The organism is Ruegeria sp. AM4 (genome assembly GCF_056540665.1).
The window spans coordinates 39614-57014 of sequence record NZ_JBQFXD010000017.1; the positions used below are offsets into that span (position 1 = coordinate 39614).

General features: G+C 51.9%; 16 protein-coding genes and 1 tRNA gene. 7 read left to right on the top strand and 10 right to left on the bottom strand.

Annotation, left to right across the window (positions count from 1 at the left end):
* Window positions 1–289: 289 nt before the first annotated feature.
* On the bottom strand, window positions 290–790 hold the full coding sequence (locus tag ACR0JA_RS21460; RefSeq protein ID WP_480579499.1) for a helix-turn-helix domain-containing protein: 501 nt from the start codon (window positions 788–790) through the stop codon (window positions 290–292).
* Window positions 791–1134: 344 nt separating this feature from the next.
* On the opposite strand from ACR0JA_RS21460, the gene ACR0JA_RS21465 reads away from it, so the two are divergent.
* Window positions 1135–1908 carry a hypothetical protein gene (locus ACR0JA_RS21465; RefSeq protein ID WP_480579501.1) on the top strand — a complete coding sequence of 258 codons (774 nt, stop codon included), beginning with the start codon at window positions 1135–1137 and terminating at the stop codon, window positions 1906–1908.
* Window positions 1909–2231: 323 nt separating this feature from the next.
* On the opposite strand, the gene ACR0JA_RS21470 is transcribed toward ACR0JA_RS21465, so the two are convergent.
* The 5 genes from ACR0JA_RS21470 to ACR0JA_RS21490 all read right to left on the bottom strand — a co-directional run bounded on the left by ACR0JA_RS21470 (window position 2232) and on the right by ACR0JA_RS21490 (window position 7844).
* The gene (locus ACR0JA_RS21470; protein ID WP_480579503.1) at window positions 2232–2585 is read right to left on the bottom strand and encodes a hypothetical protein; all 354 of its coding nucleotides are present in this window, start codon (window positions 2583–2585) and stop codon (window positions 2232–2234) included.
* Between the two features lie 86 nt (window positions 2586–2671).
* Complete coding sequence (locus ACR0JA_RS21475; protein ID WP_480579505.1) at window positions 2672–3826, bottom strand: hypothetical protein; 1155 nt, start codon at window positions 3824–3826, stop codon at window positions 2672–2674.
* A 354-nt stretch (window positions 3827–4180) separates the two neighbouring features.
* Complete coding sequence (locus ACR0JA_RS21480; RefSeq protein ID WP_480579507.1) at window positions 4181–6550, bottom strand: argonaute/piwi family protein; 2370 nt, start codon at window positions 6548–6550, stop codon at window positions 4181–4183.
* A complete protein-coding gene (locus tag ACR0JA_RS21485) occupies window positions 6547–7497 on the bottom strand; it encodes a PD-(D/E)XK nuclease family protein (protein WP_480579509.1) in 951 nt (316 codons plus the stop codon). The genes ACR0JA_RS21480 and ACR0JA_RS21485 overlap by 4 nt, the downstream gene beginning before the upstream one ends.
* Entirely contained in the window at window positions 7494–7844 is a 351-nt protein-coding gene (locus tag ACR0JA_RS21490) for a helix-turn-helix domain-containing protein (RefSeq protein ID WP_170674386.1), read from the bottom strand. The genes ACR0JA_RS21485 and ACR0JA_RS21490 overlap by 4 nt, the downstream gene beginning before the upstream one ends.
* 772 nt (window positions 7845–8616) lie before the next feature.
* Between ACR0JA_RS21490 and ACR0JA_RS21495 the strand changes: the two genes are divergently transcribed.
* The 6 genes from ACR0JA_RS21495 to ACR0JA_RS21520 all read left to right on the top strand — a co-directional run bounded on the left by ACR0JA_RS21495 (window position 8617) and on the right by ACR0JA_RS21520 (window position 15619).
* Complete coding sequence (locus tag ACR0JA_RS21495; RefSeq protein ID WP_480579593.1) at window positions 8617–8844, top strand: helix-turn-helix domain-containing protein; 228 nt, start codon at window positions 8617–8619, stop codon at window positions 8842–8844.
* A 176-nt stretch (window positions 8845–9020) separates the two neighbouring features.
* Window positions 9021–11018, top strand: a complete 1998-nt coding sequence (locus tag ACR0JA_RS21500; protein WP_480579511.1) for a TniQ family protein — start codon at window positions 9021–9023, stop codon at window positions 11016–11018.
* Window positions 11018–11776 carry a hypothetical protein gene (locus ACR0JA_RS21505; protein ID WP_480579513.1) on the top strand — a complete coding sequence of 253 codons (759 nt, stop codon included), beginning with the start codon at window positions 11018–11020 and terminating at the stop codon, window positions 11774–11776. The genes ACR0JA_RS21500 and ACR0JA_RS21505 overlap by 1 nt, the downstream gene beginning before the upstream one ends.
* Window positions 11773–13986 carry a Mu transposase C-terminal domain-containing protein gene (locus ACR0JA_RS21510; protein ID WP_480579515.1) on the top strand — a complete coding sequence of 738 codons (2214 nt, stop codon included), beginning with the start codon at window positions 11773–11775 and terminating at the stop codon, window positions 13984–13986. The genes ACR0JA_RS21505 and ACR0JA_RS21510 overlap by 4 nt, the downstream gene beginning before the upstream one ends.
* The gene (locus ACR0JA_RS21515) at window positions 13983–14960 is read left to right on the top strand and encodes an AAA family ATPase (protein WP_480579517.1); all 978 of its coding nucleotides are present in this window, start codon (window positions 13983–13985) and stop codon (window positions 14958–14960) included. The genes ACR0JA_RS21510 and ACR0JA_RS21515 overlap by 4 nt, the downstream gene beginning before the upstream one ends.
* Window positions 14961–15274: 314 nt before the next feature.
* On the top strand, window positions 15275–15619 hold the full coding sequence (locus tag ACR0JA_RS21520) for a hypothetical protein (RefSeq protein WP_480579595.1): 345 nt from the start codon (window positions 15275–15277) through the stop codon (window positions 15617–15619).
* Window positions 15620–15644: 25 nt separating this feature from the next.
* On the opposite strand, the gene ACR0JA_RS21525 is transcribed toward ACR0JA_RS21520, so the two are convergent.
* The 4 genes from ACR0JA_RS21525 to ACR0JA_RS21540 all read right to left on the bottom strand — a co-directional run bounded on the left by ACR0JA_RS21525 (window position 15645) and on the right by ACR0JA_RS21540 (window position 17378).
* A tRNA-Thr gene (locus tag ACR0JA_RS21525) sits at window positions 15645–15720 on the bottom strand.
* A gap of 230 nt (window positions 15721–15950) precedes the next feature.
* The gene (locus ACR0JA_RS21530) at window positions 15951–16208 is read right to left on the bottom strand and encodes a hypothetical protein (RefSeq protein WP_480579519.1); all 258 of its coding nucleotides are present in this window, start codon (window positions 16206–16208) and stop codon (window positions 15951–15953) included.
* A gap of 12 nt (window positions 16209–16220) precedes the next feature.
* On the bottom strand, window positions 16221–16919 hold the full coding sequence (locus tag ACR0JA_RS21535) for a NapC/NirT family cytochrome c (protein ID WP_480579521.1): 699 nt from the start codon (window positions 16917–16919) through the stop codon (window positions 16221–16223).
* A 30-nt stretch (window positions 16920–16949) separates the two neighbouring features.
* Window positions 16950–17378, bottom strand: a complete 429-nt coding sequence (locus ACR0JA_RS21540; protein ID WP_480579523.1) for a nitrate reductase cytochrome c-type subunit — start codon at window positions 17376–17378, stop codon at window positions 16950–16952.
* Window positions 17379–17401: the final 23 nt, after the last annotated feature.

Here is a 17401-nt window from a genome sequence, read left to right on the forward strand (position 1 = left end):
GTTATATCAAATCTGGTTAAACAAACCCATTTGAACCATCAATCGCTGTCGCCAGTTCTGCAGTGCAACCCTTCAACGCCGCCGTACTCTGCAGCAGCCAACAGGATGCGCGCCCAAAGTTCAGAGGAACGCTCAAAGACCACCGCTTGCGTAGTAGAAGCAAAGGAAGTGGTGGGACATTCGTCCCACCTAGGCGACGAGTTGAGCGACACTGACGAGTAACGCAAGCACCGCTATAACGAGCATGATGCGGCGGTAATTCGTTTCGTTTTCCATGAATATACCCCTATCAAGCCCGCGAACGGCGTTTCTTTAGGCCGGGACGTTCTGCTGCCCGCTTCGCCGCTTTTGCCAACTTCTCAGCTTGCTGCATGTCTTCGACAATTGGTTGGAGTTTCTTCACAAGCGGAGAAAGATCGTATTCGTTAGAAGTTCGCCCGCCCGTACTGTGATAACGTTCCTTGCGTAGGACGAGTCCGGCAGCTTCAAGATTGACGATTGCACGTTGCACTGTCTTTGTACTGACCATTAGGCGCTCGGCGATTTTGCCCTTTGAGGGCCAAGGCATGTCCTCGGGCCTCCACCAATAGTCCATCAAATGGATAAGGACTGCCAGTTCGTTTGCACCTATACCAAGCCGCGCTTGGCCGCGCAGCAAGGCAGAGGGGACTACTGTGTAGCCTAAATCGACCGTTGCTTTCCCCCATTTCTTTGAGAGTGTCCGAGGATCATCTGTTTCCTTGTTGTGGTTCTTGCTGATGGGAATGACATTTTTGGTTTCGGTTGACATTTCCGCCTCCGTTTTAATTGCGTCTGCTCATCAGATGAGGCATAAAACTGTGCAATGTAAGAGCTTTATAAGATGTACCTATGGACATATTTGTCCTAGATAGTGGACTTTCAAGTCCATGACCCATATGGACGACATCGTCCACTAAATAAGAAGCCCTTTAGTTATCAGTACGAAGGCTATTAGGACGCGAATATAGACCCTTTACCCCCGGACACAATTGTCCATAGCATAAGCTTATTTTGGGGCCCAAAAGTGCCTTTCGCCGGTGCAATCGGCCCAAACTTTTCCGGCTACTCCATGCAGATTAGCCAAACGTAGTAGAGAACGAGGGAGCCGGGACCGTGTCGCGACGAACTGGTAACGACAATTGGCTTTGGATAGCCCTTGGCGCTGGCGTCGGAGCAACGGCACTTTTTTTTCTCTTGTTGTACGCTCCAAATGGGATGTGGAAGCTAGCACTTGTTGTTTTACTCGTGGTCGCACTCGTTGTTTTGCTGGCCAATCCACGCAATCGACAGCTGGCGATTGGCACTACATCCGCCCTCACCGGGCTCGCCGGCTTTGTGACGGACATCTCGTTCAGCTTATCAGCAACTTTTCCGGGAGGCGGCATCCTTCAGGGTGGAGTTGAAGGCGGTACGGATATTCCCCCGGTTTATTTTATTCTGCTTTTGATCGTCGGGCTGGTGGCAATTACGGTGGACGCAATTGGCCGGGGATGGATTTTCCCATCCTTTCGAAAGAAAGATGAGACACGCCCCGAATTGTCGTTCGTCTTGAGTGACGCGGATGTCATGCTCACTGGCGGGCTTTCAGGCAACGGTCAAAAGCGGTTCCACATTCGGCTTTCCGTCTCCAAAGATTCGGGCAACGCTGTGAAGCTCAATAGTGTCGTGATCAAAGATGCGACAGTAACAGAATTTGCCATCGGATCAGGCGATGGGGTGCAAGTATCTCAGACCGTCGAAGGGAGCAGTGCATCAGAAATGAGCATATTGGGTGATTTTCCACGAGCGAAGCTGTCCCGCGGCAGAGCAAAGCGCAAGGTAATCATTGTGGATGAGTTCAGCCGTTACTGGTTGGCTGGAACGGTTAGACTGCAGGACGCAAGTTAGATGCCTGTGAGACCTTGCATGAGTTGGAGCATCAGCGAGTCATCCGTTTCCCGACTCGAGTCGGGCAGGATCACTTTGACTTCAACCACGTCCTGGCTTCCGTCGTATTCATAGCCCACAGTGAGGTCTGCGACCTGAAGCCGGTATCGAGGCAACTCGTTCGATATCGGTATCGCATCTGGTGGAATGGGGTTAGCTACCAACGAGCGAAGCTCCGGGATCAGCACGTCTCTAGAGCGCTGATCTAAACCGTTAAACACGCTTCGTGCGGTGGCTCCCAGAATAACACGTCTCGAATGATTCAACGGACCTTATCGCGCCTCTTACTTACCCTGTTCAGCGATTACGTTTTCAAGATCATAGAAAGTCTGATCTGGGTTTCGATCCGCCTCATCCATAGCTGCGTTTACGCGCGCGTTTTCCATCAGATGCACGAGCGCTACCGCGACTTTCGAATACTGAATAGGGAGAACAGTCGCGACTTCCTTCCCGTAAGACGTCAGAATTGCGCCGGCAGTGTTGTGGCTTACTCGACCGACGATTTCTCTTTGCTCTCGACGGAACTCTTCTACGCCCTTTCGTTCGAGCGAACCACTTACCTGTGCCCAAATCTCATCTATCAACTCAGATGACAGCCCTTTTTTTCCTACTGGGAGGTCCGAAAAGTCGAGTTTCATCTCTATCCCCTACCTGCTATCTTGAACCTATAGGTCCTAGAAGTTTGTGAGAACCTATAGGAACTATAGTAATTTTAGGGCATATGTCAAGATACACCGCCAGACAGCTCCCTCTGCAGGTGCTCGACGGCCTTCGTCTCCCACTCTCCAAAACCTTCCGGGTCCGCCCAGAAACTGTCCCAAGCCTGGTTTAGACAAAGTGCGACACCAACGAGCCTGCTAGGTTCGGCACGCTTTAGTCCGATGTCTTCGAAGGCCATAAACGCGCTGCTTACAACTTCTTCGAGAATGACGTCCGGAAAACACTGGCGAAACGCCATGTCTTCAGCATGTCCTGTTGTTTGAACTTGGTTGATCCACAGTGCGGAGCAACGATCGGCATCGTCATCGAACCCAAGACGTCGCAAGCCCACAAGCATAGCATTCATTCTAGCGGCATTTGGCGGGTGCTCTACTTTCGCTTGGCTTGGCGTCGCGAAAGGATTTCCCGGAAGCTTGAGGCACAAATGACAATTCGACCAAGCATATGCGGGTCCGAGCGTAAAAACCGCAAAGAGGTCACAGTAGAATTCTTCCAGCCAGTCCGGCGCCCAAGATGCAAGCCATGCATTCAAACGAACCATTTCCTGCGCAGGTCCTTCCCTCCGATCAAGTTCTTGCATCTGTTGCGTCAGTGCTTGGCTCCTGTCGTACATCATGGTCGAGAACTGAGTTCGAAAAGGCTTCAAATTGGGCAGTTGGTTGTACTCTTTTGAGAACAGCGGATGGCAAAGCTCATGGTAGAGATCCGGCAAGTGGAGCAGAAACCGGCTCTCCAAGGGCGGAACAAACATAAGATTAAACCGCCGCTCGAAACGATAGTGAGTGCGCGATGTTTGGCTCACGGTCGGTGCAAGCACGGGAAACCCTATGTCGCTGCAGACCTGCTGCGTCAGTCGGGTCAAAAATGCGTCGCTCTTTGGCGAATGGATCAAGGAGAAGACGCCATTTCGCTCGATGATGAAAACCTGATCAGAAAGATGTCTGTAAAGGTCTAGGGCTACCGACGCATCCTGTCGCCAAATGTCTTCGATATCCGAAAAAAGCAGATCGATGTCGGCCAATGTGTTTTTCAGCCTTTCAAGACACTGCCTTTGGATATCCCGTAGATCCGGGCGCGGATTTGCAACTGCGACCTCCTGCAAATGGAGCGCGCGTTTCTTGACCTGCAGCACCGCCCCCAGAAAGAGATCAAACACCATCTTTCTAAGCGCCTCCGTAACGATGTCGTGCGGAGGTTCGTTCGTTCTCTAGAGACTCAGCTATGCTCCTCAAGCGTTCGCTTGTTTTCTCTGAGATGCTTCCGTCCAAAAGGCTTTGCCGAAGTTCTCTCAAGTCTGCGTCCTTGAACCCGAGACGCGTTCGCAAAAAAACCTGAAACACAACCGCATCCAGAGTTGCGTTTTCTCGCTTTTGTGGCACGAGCAGATCTGCAAATGCCGACAATGACGTCGTATCCGGCGTACTGAGTGACAATGTTGCTCGTCGGGCTTTTGTTGCCATTAGGCTGTATTCGTCTAGTCGGTCCGCGACAACCGATAGACGCGTATCTCCGCTCACGCGGAGGCCTCCCCTGTATTGCCATCGGCAAAGCGCACCACGTCCATGTCGTAGTCCGCCGCGTCATCAAAGAGCGCAATATCGCAAAGCTTGATGGTCAAAGGCAACCGCATGCATCCGTCAGGCTTAGGCCACGTCAGGCAGCTCAGATCGAACACATCTTTCAGAGCGTCTTCGATCGACATGGTGCCAAACGCTCGTCGCACGTGCAGCGGATCCGCGGTTCCCTGGAGCAATAGCGGGGCACCGGTTGTGCAGATGTACCCGTCTTTCTCGGAGAGTTTTAACCATGAACCCAAGACAGGATTGATCACACCGTTCGGGTTGCCTTTTGTAGGTTCTTCGAAACTAAAGAGTCGCAATGGTGCCGGAGATGACTTCAAGACTTCAAAGACGCTCACCTCGACATCGGCTGCTACCAGGCCATCTTCAGCCATCGCGGCAAAAGCCCTTCTTGCGCCGGAAATCTCTGGCTGCCAGGCGCGCCCGTCGCGATGAATAACGACCCGTCGGATCGGGTTCCGCATGTCGGGGAGATCCTTTGCAAGCATCTCCGTTATCACTTGCGTTACCTGCCCTTCCAACAGTTGCTCGCGCTGCCTCGAACGGGACCGTTGAACTCTGACGATCCGACCTCCCTCGGCGACCATGGTGAATACGGCCATGTTGTTTTTCACGTCTATCCCGATCACGACATCTGCGTGAAGCGGGTTTTTAAGGACGAACGGCCAGCGGCTGTTTCCAAGGCATACCTTGTTCAAAGCGGCCCCCTTAAGGTAGCCCTTTATGTTCATCCCACGTCCTTTTTGCTGGACGTAAACAGGCTTGTCATCTCTGAACACCCGTTTATAGCCACGACCGGGGCTATCAGAATGGATGACTTGGACGCGCTTCCCGTACCGAGCCTCAAACTCATTACACACCATGGCTGCAAGCTTGTCCTGCGATCTAGGCGCTCCGTTGATCCTGTTCAGCATAACGAGAACGTCGCCGGACAGTATCTCACCGCGTTCGGCGACTTCAATGAGTGCCTTCATCTGGCCAGGCACTCCCCCTCCATGCGCTTTGTCTTTGTATTCGACGACGTCTGGACGGTATCCGCCAGCCGGATAAAGGTCCTGCACGGTGTTCATGAAGTCTGAGACAAATGCGGTGCCCCAGCTTTTGTTGACACTTTCCGGTACTAGTAGTGTTTGCGGCGGCAGCGGCGCCTGATGGTAGAATCCTACTTTCTTATCGAGCATCATTGTCCGACGCTTGCTCGAATATTCTTGCATCGCAACAAAGCGGTCTTTGCTAGAGTCTGGAGCCAATACCACACCATTTCCGAAGCTCAATGCCGGTGGCAAGTGCGTCTCGGTGAAGAAAGCATGTGCGCGCGAACCGACCGATAGCTTTACATCGCCGATGTCCAAGTCAGACAGGTAGCGCCTGATGAAAGCATTCACCCGGGATCGTCGTTCCGATGGCGATAGGATTGTTTGACGTTGAAAGCGCGCCGCTCTTTTCCCATGCGTATCTTCAATCAAGAAACAAAGCTCTGCCGGTGCCATGCGTCGCTCGTTGGTCGAAGTGAAGTACTCCAATGCACCCCCATCCGGATCAAGATCAATAACGCTCTTGGGCGCGGCGTTGCCTGCGGTTCTGACGAGCTGCTGTGCCAAACTGATCGGGACATCGCCCTCGAACAGTGAGGGCTCACCGACTTTCCAGTCTGATACCGCGTCGATCCGGAACTGATACCAATAGTCCCCCATCTTGTAGAGACAGCTTCTTTTGATGAGCTTGCCGAGGCGCTTTCGATCTGAGCGCGCGCCGATCGGTGCGCGTGTGATGAACTTGCTGCGTGCGTCACATACAATGCCAAACCCACCCTCTGGGTGGCGTGCCGCACGGACTGAAACACCATCGTAAAGATCTATGTCATCAAGACGCTTGAGCGGCTTTTTGTGGAAGAACGGTTGTCCTGAGCCGGGTTGCCAAAGGTGATGGTTAGCGAAAAGCGGTCGCTGCAGAACGAAATCTAGATACCTTAAGCGCAACCCATCATATTCGTCATCAGAAGTGTCGAACCGGAGGTGTAGCGGTTGGCCAGTTGGTACTAATTTTACCATCGCTCGAACAACGCGATGATCGACGGGAAAGTCGGTTACGTCGCTCGGCACCGCAATGAACTGTTCATCGTCCCGCGTCAGCGCGACAAAAGGTGCCCTCATCGTGAAAGACAACCGTCGCACAAGGAGATTTACGTTCTTGTGGTACTCCGTTTCATCTAGGCCACTGAGCCCTTTGACCGCATACAACTGATAAGACGCTGTCAGCTTTTCTAATCCTTCAAGTGGAAAGAGCGTTGTCTCTAAAGTCATTGAACTACCTCCATGCAAAGGGCCTGATATACGCAGGCTTCGCAAGCTGTGCCGTCATGAGCCGTTCGAAAGTCACTGATATCTAATTCGGCGTATTTCTTTCCTTCAGCGAGGCACTCCATCTCATAAAATGATGATGCGATGAACGTCTCCACATCCGCGACATCTTCTTCGTCTAGCTGATAATGTGTCAGCCGATCTAGGAGCAGTTGTGCCTCGATGAGGTCAATCTCGGTAGCCGGCCGCTGCCAATTGGGCGGGAAATCAAAATGTGCTTTGCTGCACATACTCAGCGCGAGAGCGTATACCGCAAGCTGTCTGCGCGCATTGTTCCCGGCGTTTGCATGAACCTTCCAATCAATGATTGTTGGTGGCTTGTCCGCGAAAAAAGCAATTAGATCGGGAAACGCGACACCCTTGGCGCCATTTGCTAGCTCAAAGCTTATGGAGCGTGGCTGAGAAACCAGACCTGTTGCTTCGTTCAGAACAGACCAAATGGTTTCTGATTTCCAAAAGTTTGCTAACGAAGTCTCGACTTCCATCCAGGCGCGCTGGAAATCGACTTCAGACAGTGGATCTTGAAACTCGTTTTCAAAGAGGAGTGCGAACTTGTCCCCTTCTTTGCTGATCGTCACATCTGTGGTGGCCGCGCGATGGATTTCGGCATACGCTCTCTGCTCGTCGAACAATCGGCGGGCAATGCCAAGGCCGGCTTGCAAGCTCATTGGCTCTTCGTTCAGTGGATCACTGAGCGATGGCACCACATGCGACGAGATAACCGTATCAACCAATCTGCCCCGCCACGCGCTAATTGTATTCAACTGGCCGTAGTACAGTGCTCGACGCCTTACCTGGTCTTTGACCCGTGGCTGCGCTGCAAAGTTGCTGTAGAACCATTGTCGCTGACATCGTGCGAAGGTTCGTTGTGCAGAGTAGGACCAAATCATGAACGTTCCGCACTTCGTTGGCGAAGGAACTTAAGGTAGTCAATCAATGCATCGGCCTCAGAGGGACTAACATCACCAATCCGGGATGCAAGTTGACTGGCTGTCTTTGGCAATTCCGGGCCCGATCCTTTGGGTACAGGATATCCCGCCAAACTCATGTAACCCTCGTAGGATGCCTCGTAGAGGACCGACAGCTTGTGTAAGGTGCTCGGTGACGGCGTCTTGATCTTCCCAGTCTCGAGCTGGCTGACGTAGGCATTCGAAACGCCCGTAGCGGATTCAACCTGTCGAAGTGTCAGCCCCTTGCTCTTCCGGTCTGTTCCAAGTGCTGCTGCAAGATCTTTCATGCGATGCCTCCTTCTTTGCTAAGTACATCAAGCATGCTCAGTTTGTCAAGCATTCGTGCCGCAAGCATGATTTAGGCGACTGTTCGTGCAGATAAGTTGACTAATTCGTTGCCCACACCTGCCAAAGCTAACAAGTCCCCTTAGGCCAGACGCCGCGATGGTTTTTTGACACGAATCTGCGACTCTCCCTGTAAACCTGCGATGCGGCTTGCCCCAATTCGAAGCTCAAGGATCCTGGGAGTCCAGTTTTACGTGGTCTCTAAGCATTTCAAGAATCCCGTTGCGCAGATTGTCCCTAGCGTAAGTTACAGTGAGCAGTACTTGGTCAATCTTTTCGTCGTCGCCGGTTGAAAATGCCTCCTGCAGCAATGCAAATTGGGCTTTGCTGTCCTTTGCGAAAGCGTACTCTTCCTCGATACTATTGATGACATGTTCTCCGGTATCAGTTAGCGGCAATGATCTTACTGACCAAAATACCGAAAAAAAATCGATGGCAATATCTATATGTTGTGTTCGCCTGCTATCCCAGTGTGATAACTAAATCTTGTCGAGCTTTCTCAAAGTATTCTCGGGACTTAGCTATTCAGCTACGAAGTAACATGTGGAGAATCCAACAGAAAAAGTCAGCTCATATGTAAAAAGTCAATTTAATCATTAACTTAATTATGTCAGCATGACTGTCCTAGATACTCTTGACAGGGGATTCTTGAGCGTTGCAGAACATAAAAGAGAATTAAGCTTAATGCCTGCATTCGGTGGTCTCCCTGCTATGATGACACTAGATATAGAGCTGCATAAACAAATCCTAGATCGCTTGCATGAGCGTGGTGTCACGCTTGCCCAGGTAGCTCGCGAGCTCAAAAAATCTCCAACTTTGGTGACATATGTTTCACAGGGGCGATGCCGTAGTCGACCTGTTGAAACTGCCATCGCCAGGCATTTGGACTGTGACGCGGCCGACCTTTGGCCAACGCGCTATCAAAAGAAGGAGGACAAATGAACACCGAATAAATGCAAAAGGTCCGGAGGTTGCAGCCTCCGAACCCTTAAAAATCCGGGTATCAAGGACACCCTTCTCTGACTTCCTTGATCCCCTTTTTCGAGCTAACAGTCAAGCCTTTGGTGTCCTCACCAGGCCACCAAAGCGCTTGACCTGTACGAAAACAGGAGAGGCACGTGCTGAGTAAAACTCCAGGGAAACAACCTTATTTTCACAACAGGCAACCACATCTGCCGGACGCTGGACATAGTGTCAGACCGCTTGCGCTAAGTGTCAGTCTTCAAAAGAGAGAAACGCCGCAGTCTTTTGTGTCCCGTCTTTCTGTGCGCAACGGCTGCGCGACGGTTCAGGATTTTTGCCGCCATATGGGCATCAAATGGATCGACGTCGTAACCGGAAAAGGAGCAACGCTTCAACATGTCGGTTTCTTAGTCGGCACGAGTGCCGATGATCTTGAACGGTTTGCAGTTAAGACCCAAGGCTACCAGCGATACACCGTAAATGGCCAAACGCTCACATCTTGGACAACCCGGCGACAAGATCTTCGCTTGTGTCCTGCATGTTACGTGGAGGACATCCAACAAGATTGCGCAGATGCAGCTTATGGCCGCGTAGAGTGGCAGCTAAGCGGATTTCGAATTTGCCCTCGCCATTCGCTGCAGATCCTGACGCTGCCGGCATCAGAATATCCCAGGTCACCCTACGATTTCGCGGGTAGGGTTTCAGATCATCATCAGAGGATTCTCGCAGCTGCAGAAGAAGCGAAACCTCAAACACAGCAAGCTGTGGTCGAACCCTACTTGATCACCCGCTTGACCGGCGGCTCCAGCGCATCTTGGGTCGACCGCCTGGATTTGGACATTGCTTGTAAGTTCATCATGACACTTGGTGTCGTGCTTGAGTTTGGCGCCCATACAAGGCCAACAACACTTACCGAAGAGCAGATGTCACAGGCTTGTGGTGTAGGTCTTCAAGCGGCGGGTTCGCGCATTGATGATTTGTGCTCGACATTCGAGCTGATTGCCAAGCGCTCTACAACGTCCGCCAAGAATTTTCACAAAGACTTTGGTGCTCTGTCATGCTGGTTGTCGCGTGTCGATCACAGCGATGCCCGTTATGAAATACTGCTCGATTGTCTGTCGAAGTTTGCCTTTGATCACTACCCGTTTGCGTCGGGCCACAATCTGTTCGGCCGAGATTGCGCGCAGCGCAAAGTCCATAATCTTGTCAGTGCTTCGGCAGAATTCGGCGTTACCATCAGTCGCCTCAGAAAGTTCCTGATTGCAAAGAAGTTGCCGCACAACACGTTTGACATTGGCGTTGCCTTTTCGGCTGAGCAGTATCGCAATGAGCTAGTAGAGTTCGCTCAGTGTCTCTCAACCACCGAAACCGCTGCTAAACTGGGGCTCAGCTACGATGGTTTCAAAAGAGTCCGCCAATCAGGAAAGCTCGCAGCTCGTTTCAATTTGCCGGGTATGAACTGCTGTTATCATCCCGATGACATCGAAGCATTTTGGGCTGATGTTCTCAAGCAAGCGACCCAAGTTAGCTGCGTACCGGCCAACTACGAGTGTTTGACGTCGTTGTGTAGAAAAACCAGATGTCCGGTAGATGAGATTCTCGACATCATCGCTTCAGGAAAACTAAGTTCCCTGGTGTATTCTGACCGCCGCCTCGGATTTATGGGGCTGTATGCGGACCCTGAAGAGATTTGGAATCAGCTAACACTAGAGCCGCCGAATGGATTCAGCAAAGCCGAGCTAAAGCGGCTGCTACGCATCAACGATACGACCATAAAATTCTTGGTGAACCGGGGTTTTCTGAACTCGAAAACGATCAACCGCAGTCACACGAGGCGCCCGATCGGCATAGTTAGTGGTCAGTCGCTGCAGAAATTCCTGCAAGACCATGTCACGTTGGGCCTGCTCGCTTCTGATGCCGGCGTACAGGCACAGGGTGTCTATTCTCAACTCAGTTGCCTCAAAGTCAGCCCTCTGCCGCTTCCGAGTGGGGTCAGCATAATTTACTCGAGATCTGCGTTTTCTGATTGCAACTATGTACTAAAGAGTCCCGCCCGGCATTTCGAACACGTTGTTCAGCGTTTGTACCGGGAACTACGCCCCAACGCGACAAGTTCATCAGCGTCCACCATCAAATACGCGGGGGCCGAATGATGCGCGATGAATTGCATATCGAACACGATGCCTGGGCTTACGGCTTGCCCAAGATCAGGTCTGCGGGAAAAATCGAGCTTGGTCCTGTTTATGGTCTCTTGCCATTCAGCGGTGTTCGCAACCCAATCTCCGTCAGCAATACATCTCAAAAAGTTATGCTGCCTTACAAGACAATGGCGAATAGTTGGGTGCCCAAGGTCGGCGCAGCTGAGAGTGCTGCAGAGGCTGCGGTTGCGGAAGAAGCGCTCGTTCCCCCGCAAATCTATGATGTTGAATTTCAACCGGTCGAGTTTGGATATGAGTTTCCAGCCGGCCGACGGCGCAGCCATACGATTGACCTGCGCCTTACCTTCAAATCAGGTCTCAAGAGATTTGTTTTTGTGCGCAACCGGCGAAGCTTGGAGAAAGCTGAAACTCAGGACGAGATTGAAGCGATAAAGCTGGCCGTGCCCAGAGAGGAAGCGCACCAACTCGCCGTTGTTGATGCTGACGCGTATTCGCGACCGCGCCGAGACAATCTACGAAGAATGCACCGCGCCGTTTGCTTTGAACCTGATCCACTTGCCGATGAAATTGTTTCGCAGGCAGTAGAGCGGCTGCCGAACCTGTGGAGAATGTCAGACATTGGAAAACTGGTAGAAATCTCAAACGCGCGTGTTTTCGATTCATGTCTGCGTCTGATTGCCAATGGCGTGCTGGCGGCAAACATGGATGCCGTGATCTGCCATCACTCTCGGCTTTGGAGAGCGGTGCCATGAAAAAACCTAACTACTCAATTGAGGACAGAACGAAGCTTATGATCGCCGGGCAAACACGAACCGCGATTGCGCGGAGTGACGATGCCTTTGACATCATCAATGAAAGCAACGGATCCTGTGTAGTATGGAGCTACAACGAAGTTTTGAGCTTTCTGACAATGCCTGGAGCGTCAACGGGGCAGTTTTTGAGTTCTGTGTCTGCTGCTGCCGCAAAGGTTAGAGACGGTGGTCGCACTTTCAAGGATACACTGTCACCGGTAGCGCGCGATCAGATCGATTTCCGCAAGGCGCTTATCTTTGGCGTTGACGCATTGGAAGCCAGCGGGCTGGAAGTGTACGCTGCGGCATTGGACAAAAAGGAGTATGTCCCGAAGATCATCGAGGTGGCGCAGAAATTCTATCGAAGGCTCCCCATTGTCTCCAGAGAACAAGGAAGGTTGGCAGTTAGGGGTGGTTCTTCGAAACACGTGGCGGTGATGCCGCAGGGACGGACAATCTGGAAGTATCGCGAAGACTACCATGACTCCGGCTGCAATGAGATGGTCTTAGCAGATAAGACCCACCTTCGCGGAAATCGGACAAATCACGGTGTGTCCCCACGCGTTTGGGAACTGATTGCTCAAGCAATTGAAGAAACGTACCTAAACCGAAAGGCCCCCCTGCCTGCGGCCGTTCTGACAAAGCTACAAACCCTGATAACCGAAGAAAATTTCAAAAGAGACGCCCTGGGCCTACGTCCACTGAAGACAGTATCCTATCCAACAATACAGCGTCGTATAGCAAGGATTAGTCCCACCGCTCAGGCCGTTGCCCGAGATGGATTGAACGCTGCATCGAATGCTCGCATGAGAGGGCGCACGGACACGAGAGCCCTTAAAGTGGGTGAGCTGCTTGAAATTGACGAGTGCAAGTTGTCGTTGATGACAGCCTGCAAAAAACAGGGGTGGTGGGAACGTTTCACCGCTGAAGAAAAGATTGCCGTCGAAGAAATTGAAGAGATTATCAAAACTAGGTTGTGGCTGATTGTTGCACTAGATGTCGCCACACGTATGCCACTGGGCTGGGCATTGACGGACAAGCCAGGCCATGAAGCAACTTTGGAAGTTCTGCGAATGGTTACGCGGGATAAAACCAAAGAAAAGGTTGTTTACGGCTGTGAATCCGATCCAATGCCTGCCGTTGGTATCGGTGCAATTAAAACGGACAACGGGTCTGGCCTGCGCAACTCAAAAGTCAAAGAAGCAACGCTCGGCCTACTTTCTCAATCCATGGATTGTCGAACCTACAGTCCGGGAGAACGACCCCACATCGAGAAACTCTTTGATTCATTTGAAAGCACGGTTGCAAACCTGATCCATGGTTATACCGGCCGTAAGGCCGGGCATTTAAAAGGGTATGACCCAACCAAGAATGGCGTCTTCGACACAGACGAACTGTTTGGAATAGTTACCAGGTATTTTGTTGATGAATACCCTTTCAGGCCTCACGGCGGTAAGACGATGTGTGGGATGCGCCCAATCAAAGCTTATGAGCGAGCCAATGAAGAATATGGTTGTATCCAGTTGATACCTGAAATGGATCGCCGTATCCAACTTGGCTGGCGAAGTGAGGTGACAGTTACGGACGAAGGGGTCACGGCATTTAGTTTGCCTTATTGGTCGCCAGAGCTTCAAGAATTAAGCGACAGCCCAAATAGAAAGGTCACTGTCTATTCAGATCCTGACAACGCCAATGAAGTCACCGTTTTAGTTGAGGGTAGAAATGAACCCATACTTGGTGTCTTAGCATGGACGGCTTTGTCAGACCTGACCATCCCGGAGGCGCTTGAATTTCAAGTGATGACTTGTGCTGAAGAACCCGGTGAGACGAAAGATTTTGAAGCGCGGTTGGCGCGGGCACGGAGGCGACGTTTCGACGAAGTAGAACGAAAGGGTGTAGAGAAAAAGCTTGCTCGTAGTTTTATGACCATCGCAGAAGCTGAAGCCAAAGCTGATACAATTGTGTATGCCCGGAGCCCGCATCAAGGCCCTCATCCGGGTTCGATACCACCCGGAATGATTGGCTCTGAATTCACCACTGATGGCGTCCACAATATCGGCGATGGCTTCGACGATGCGTTGGATGCTCAGACGAGCGCGAGTGATGAGCCACGGCCGATGCAGCCGGTCCGTGAGTATGGTCGACCGAATTCGGAGGGCAAGCTCAAATGACGTTCGTCAATCAAGCCAAAGCGAAGCATTTGAAGATTTTGAAGGATGCTCACTATGAATTTCCACGGACGCATCGGCTCAACGAAGCAGTTGAATGGGCATTTACGGACTATTTCGTTAACGCGGAAATTCGACAAGAAACAGGAAAGGGGTTTGAAGCCAGAGCCTTGCTTGTTGTTGGACCTTCGCGTGTGGGAAAGTCCGTAGAAGTCGACCAGATTCGTTACGAGCTGGATCGTTGCAAATTATCGATGCCGGATGGGCGTCCCGCGAAAATGGTCAAAGTTACTTTGCGCGGTATTTCATCGTGGAAATCGCTTGGGACACACACATTAAGCGAGTTGGGTTTCAATAGCAGAAGTTCTTCGAACCAAAGCCAGATTTGGGATCTTGTCGCGTTCCATGCCCAGGCTCATGGGGTGGTCTGCATACACTATGATGAATGTCAGCACATCTTTTCTGGTAAGTCAGCCGATGTTCAAGACAATCTGATTGACTGTTTCAAATCACTCCTCAAGCAACCTGCCTGGCCCTTAATGCTCGTGTTTTCCGGCGTGCAGCAGCTCAAAGAATTTATCCTGCGGGAAGAACAGCTAAGGTACTTAGTCAGGACTGTCACTTTCAATGAAATAGACCCCCTTTGCGAAGAAGATCTGATCGAGCTGAACAAGCTTTGCTTCGCCTACGCCGATCGCGTCAGCGTAGATTTTGCGGAGATCAGCAACTCAGATTTTCACCAACGCCTCTCTTATTCCTGCGCTGACCGGTGGGGCCTGGTTATAGAACTCTTGATTGAGGCTCTGACATTGGCAAAAACAGAGAGCCAAAGAAAGATTGAGAAACGGCATTTCTGCAAAGCATTTACTGACCGATTTGAACTCAAACCAAACCATTCACCTTTTTCAATTGAGCAATATGAAGAGTTCTTCCGTCGCGAAGCTATCTTGGAGATGTGGTTGCGCGATCAAGACTAAGCACTTCCAGAAGTCATGCTGTGACACCCGCTTTCAGCGGGTGTTTTTTTGTCGGCCTGCATGTGTTTCTGCAAGGTTATGAGTTTCGCCTGCACGCAAATGGTTAAATAGCTGATGGTTCGGGGATTTTCTACATATTATCAGATGGTTAATTGTGTTTCATTTAGATTGGATCAAAAATTGCACTCTTATGCGTTACTGACAGACTTACGGCAGACAAGCTGCCAAAGCGTCTTGATTGGGTACCGCTGTGGGTACCAAATTCATCGCTGATCGTATCGAAATCCGCAACTCGTTTAAACTCGCGGACTGGAATTTCCGACACAGCACTTCTTCGAGCCTCTCACATAATTCCGTGGAAAGATTGCCCCGCAGACGCCGAGCGCTTAGGCGTTCATATCGGACTTCTACTGTCAGCTTTGTGGGACGCCGATTTCGATCGTGGGCTGGTCACTTTTGACGACAGCGGTCGCCCTGATTTCTCATCGGCTCCCAGCGCCTCAGCGGTGGACGAACTGCAGTGGACCGAACCTTTTCCTCTGACCGACAATCATCGAGAGCGTCTCGAGTACCATCACTCAAAAGTGTTTAGGCCCGCCGACTACACACACGACCAACGCAGGTCTATTGTAACGTTCTGTAGGCACCTAACCCTCTAACTTTCCGCGATTTTTCGAGAAGAACTGGTGCCGCTGAAGGGACTCGAACCCCCGACCCCATCATTACGAATGACGTGCTCTACCAGCTGAGCTACAGCGGCTTTTGGGACCCTACTATGGCCCTACTAGTTCTACTCCTTTGCCGCGAATTCTTTGGTTTCGCAAGCCATTCTCGCGGGGACCCGCTAATTACGAAGGACCTGCTCTACCAGTTGAGCTATTGAGGCAAACCAAGCGTGCATTTAGACGGTTGGCGCGTGTCTTGCAAGTCGGATTCAGATCGGATTACCACCCAAGTCGGCCCAACAAGCCCGGTCGCAAAGCCTGGCCCTTAGACTGTTGCGCCCTTCAGGCGGATCGCTGTGCCCAGACTACCAGCGCAGACGCCCACGATTACGGCAATCACCAATTCCAGCGGTTCAACATGCGCGAATTGCCAGCCCGCAAAAACCAGCGTTTCAAGCACACCGATGACACCGCCCATCAGCGCACCGAGCCACAGTTTGCGGGTCATCATTCCCAGCGCCAGTCCCAGAATGCCGGGCAGGCTGAGGATGTTTCCGCCGATTGTTCCAAGAATATCAAGCATATCTACCCCACCTCAGTCAGTGGTCGTGTTCAGGAAATCGCGAATGTCATCACCGGCCGCCGCGTGTTTTTCGAGCCGGTCGCCCGCGCGCGCGCTAAGGCCCTCGGTGACGTTCTGGTACTCTTCCAGGTATCCAGGAGGCAGGCTGTGGGCGATGCCCTGATGGCAGTCGATACAGGTCATGTTGTTGTCGATGGCGCGTTGATGTTCCGAAGCGGCGCGGGCCTCCTGAATGGTGAAGTCCATATAGTCGAAATTGTGGCAATTCCGGCACTCGCGACTGTCCGAGGCTTTCATCTTTTTCCAGACCGCCGCCGCCATGCTCAGCCGGTGTGCCTCGTATTTCTCGGGGGTGCTGATGGTGCCGGCCAGTTCGTGATAGACATCCTTGACCGCCATGATCTTGGCTTTGATCTTGTGGTTCCATTCATGCGGAACGTGGCAATCGGAACAGATGGCGCGCACGCCCGAGTGGTTGTTGTAGTGGATGGTCTCGCGATATTCGCCCAGATTGACCTCCATCGTGTGGCACGAGGTACAGAATTCCTCGGTATTGGTCAGTTCGAGCGTCCAGTGAAACCCGCCCCAGAACAGGATTCCGCCCAGAAATCCGGCGATCAGGGTGAAACCGACACTGAGAACCGGGATCGGGCTCCAGAACCAGTTCCAGAGACGACGGATGAATCCACGGTTGTCTTGGGAGTCTGCCATCTTACGTGCTCCTTTTTCGATCCGTTTCGGTCAGTTGTCGTAGGACGGGACAAAGACGTTCTCGACCAGCGGGTCGGTATCGGCCTGTGGAACATGGCATTGATTGCAGAAATACCGTGTGCCCGCGATGTGATCCAACTCGCGGCCTTCGCGATCCAGATAATGGGTCATCGAAAGGGTGGGGGCATTGCGTTCGCCAGCCTTGGTCCAGTCGTGGCAGGACAGACACTGATTGGTGCGGATATCGATCTGATATTGCGAGGTCGAATGCGGAATCAGCGGAGGTTGCTGGCGGTAGTTTCGCACCATTCGCCCCTCGCGGCCTTCCCATTGCAGTTTCGTATCCACGATACTGGGCGCATCCACTGGCGTGCCGCGCAGATCCCGAACCTCTTGCGCAATCGCGATGGTGCCAAGCGCGGTCAGAAGGGCTGCGGCTGTCGTGACTATCTTGTTCATCTTGCAGGTTCCTTGTTGCTTGT

Coding starts and splice junctions, on each gene's coding strand:
- ACR0JA_RS21460 (WP_480579499.1), bottom strand. CDS start 790: ATGTCAACCGAAACCAAAAATGTCATTCCCATCAGCAAGAACCACAAC.
- ACR0JA_RS21470 (WP_480579503.1), bottom strand. CDS start 2,585: ATGAAACTCGACTTTTCGGACCTCCCAGTAGGAAAAAAAGGGCTGTCA.
- ACR0JA_RS21475 (WP_480579505.1), bottom strand. CDS start 3,826: ATGGTGTTTGATCTCTTTCTGGGGGCGGTGCTGCAGGTCAAGAAACGC.
- ACR0JA_RS21480 (WP_480579507.1), bottom strand. CDS start 6,550: ATGACTTTAGAGACAACGCTCTTTCCACTTGAAGGATTAGAAAAGCTG.
- ACR0JA_RS21485 (WP_480579509.1), bottom strand. CDS start 7,497: ATGATTTGGTCCTACTCTGCACAACGAACCTTCGCACGATGTCAGCGA.
- ACR0JA_RS21490 (WP_170674386.1), bottom strand. CDS start 7,844: ATGAAAGATCTTGCAGCAGCACTTGGAACAGACCGGAAGAGCAAGGGG.
- ACR0JA_RS21495 (WP_480579593.1), top strand. CDS start 8,617: ATGACACTAGATATAGAGCTGCATAAACAAATCCTAGATCGCTTGCAT.
- ACR0JA_RS21505 (WP_480579513.1), top strand. CDS start 11,018: ATGCGCGATGAATTGCATATCGAACACGATGCCTGGGCTTACGGCTTG.
- ACR0JA_RS21510 (WP_480579515.1), top strand. CDS start 11,773: ATGAAAAAACCTAACTACTCAATTGAGGACAGAACGAAGCTTATGATC.
- ACR0JA_RS21515 (WP_480579517.1), top strand. CDS start 13,983: ATGACGTTCGTCAATCAAGCCAAAGCGAAGCATTTGAAGATTTTGAAG.
- ACR0JA_RS21530 (WP_480579519.1), bottom strand. CDS start 16,208: ATGCTTGATATTCTTGGAACAATCGGCGGAAACATCCTCAGCCTGCCC.
- ACR0JA_RS21535 (WP_480579521.1), bottom strand. CDS start 16,919: ATGGCAGACTCCCAAGACAACCGTGGATTCATCCGTCGTCTCTGGAAC.
- ACR0JA_RS21540 (WP_480579523.1), bottom strand. CDS start 17,378: ATGAACAAGATAGTCACGACAGCCGCAGCCCTTCTGACCGCGCTTGGC.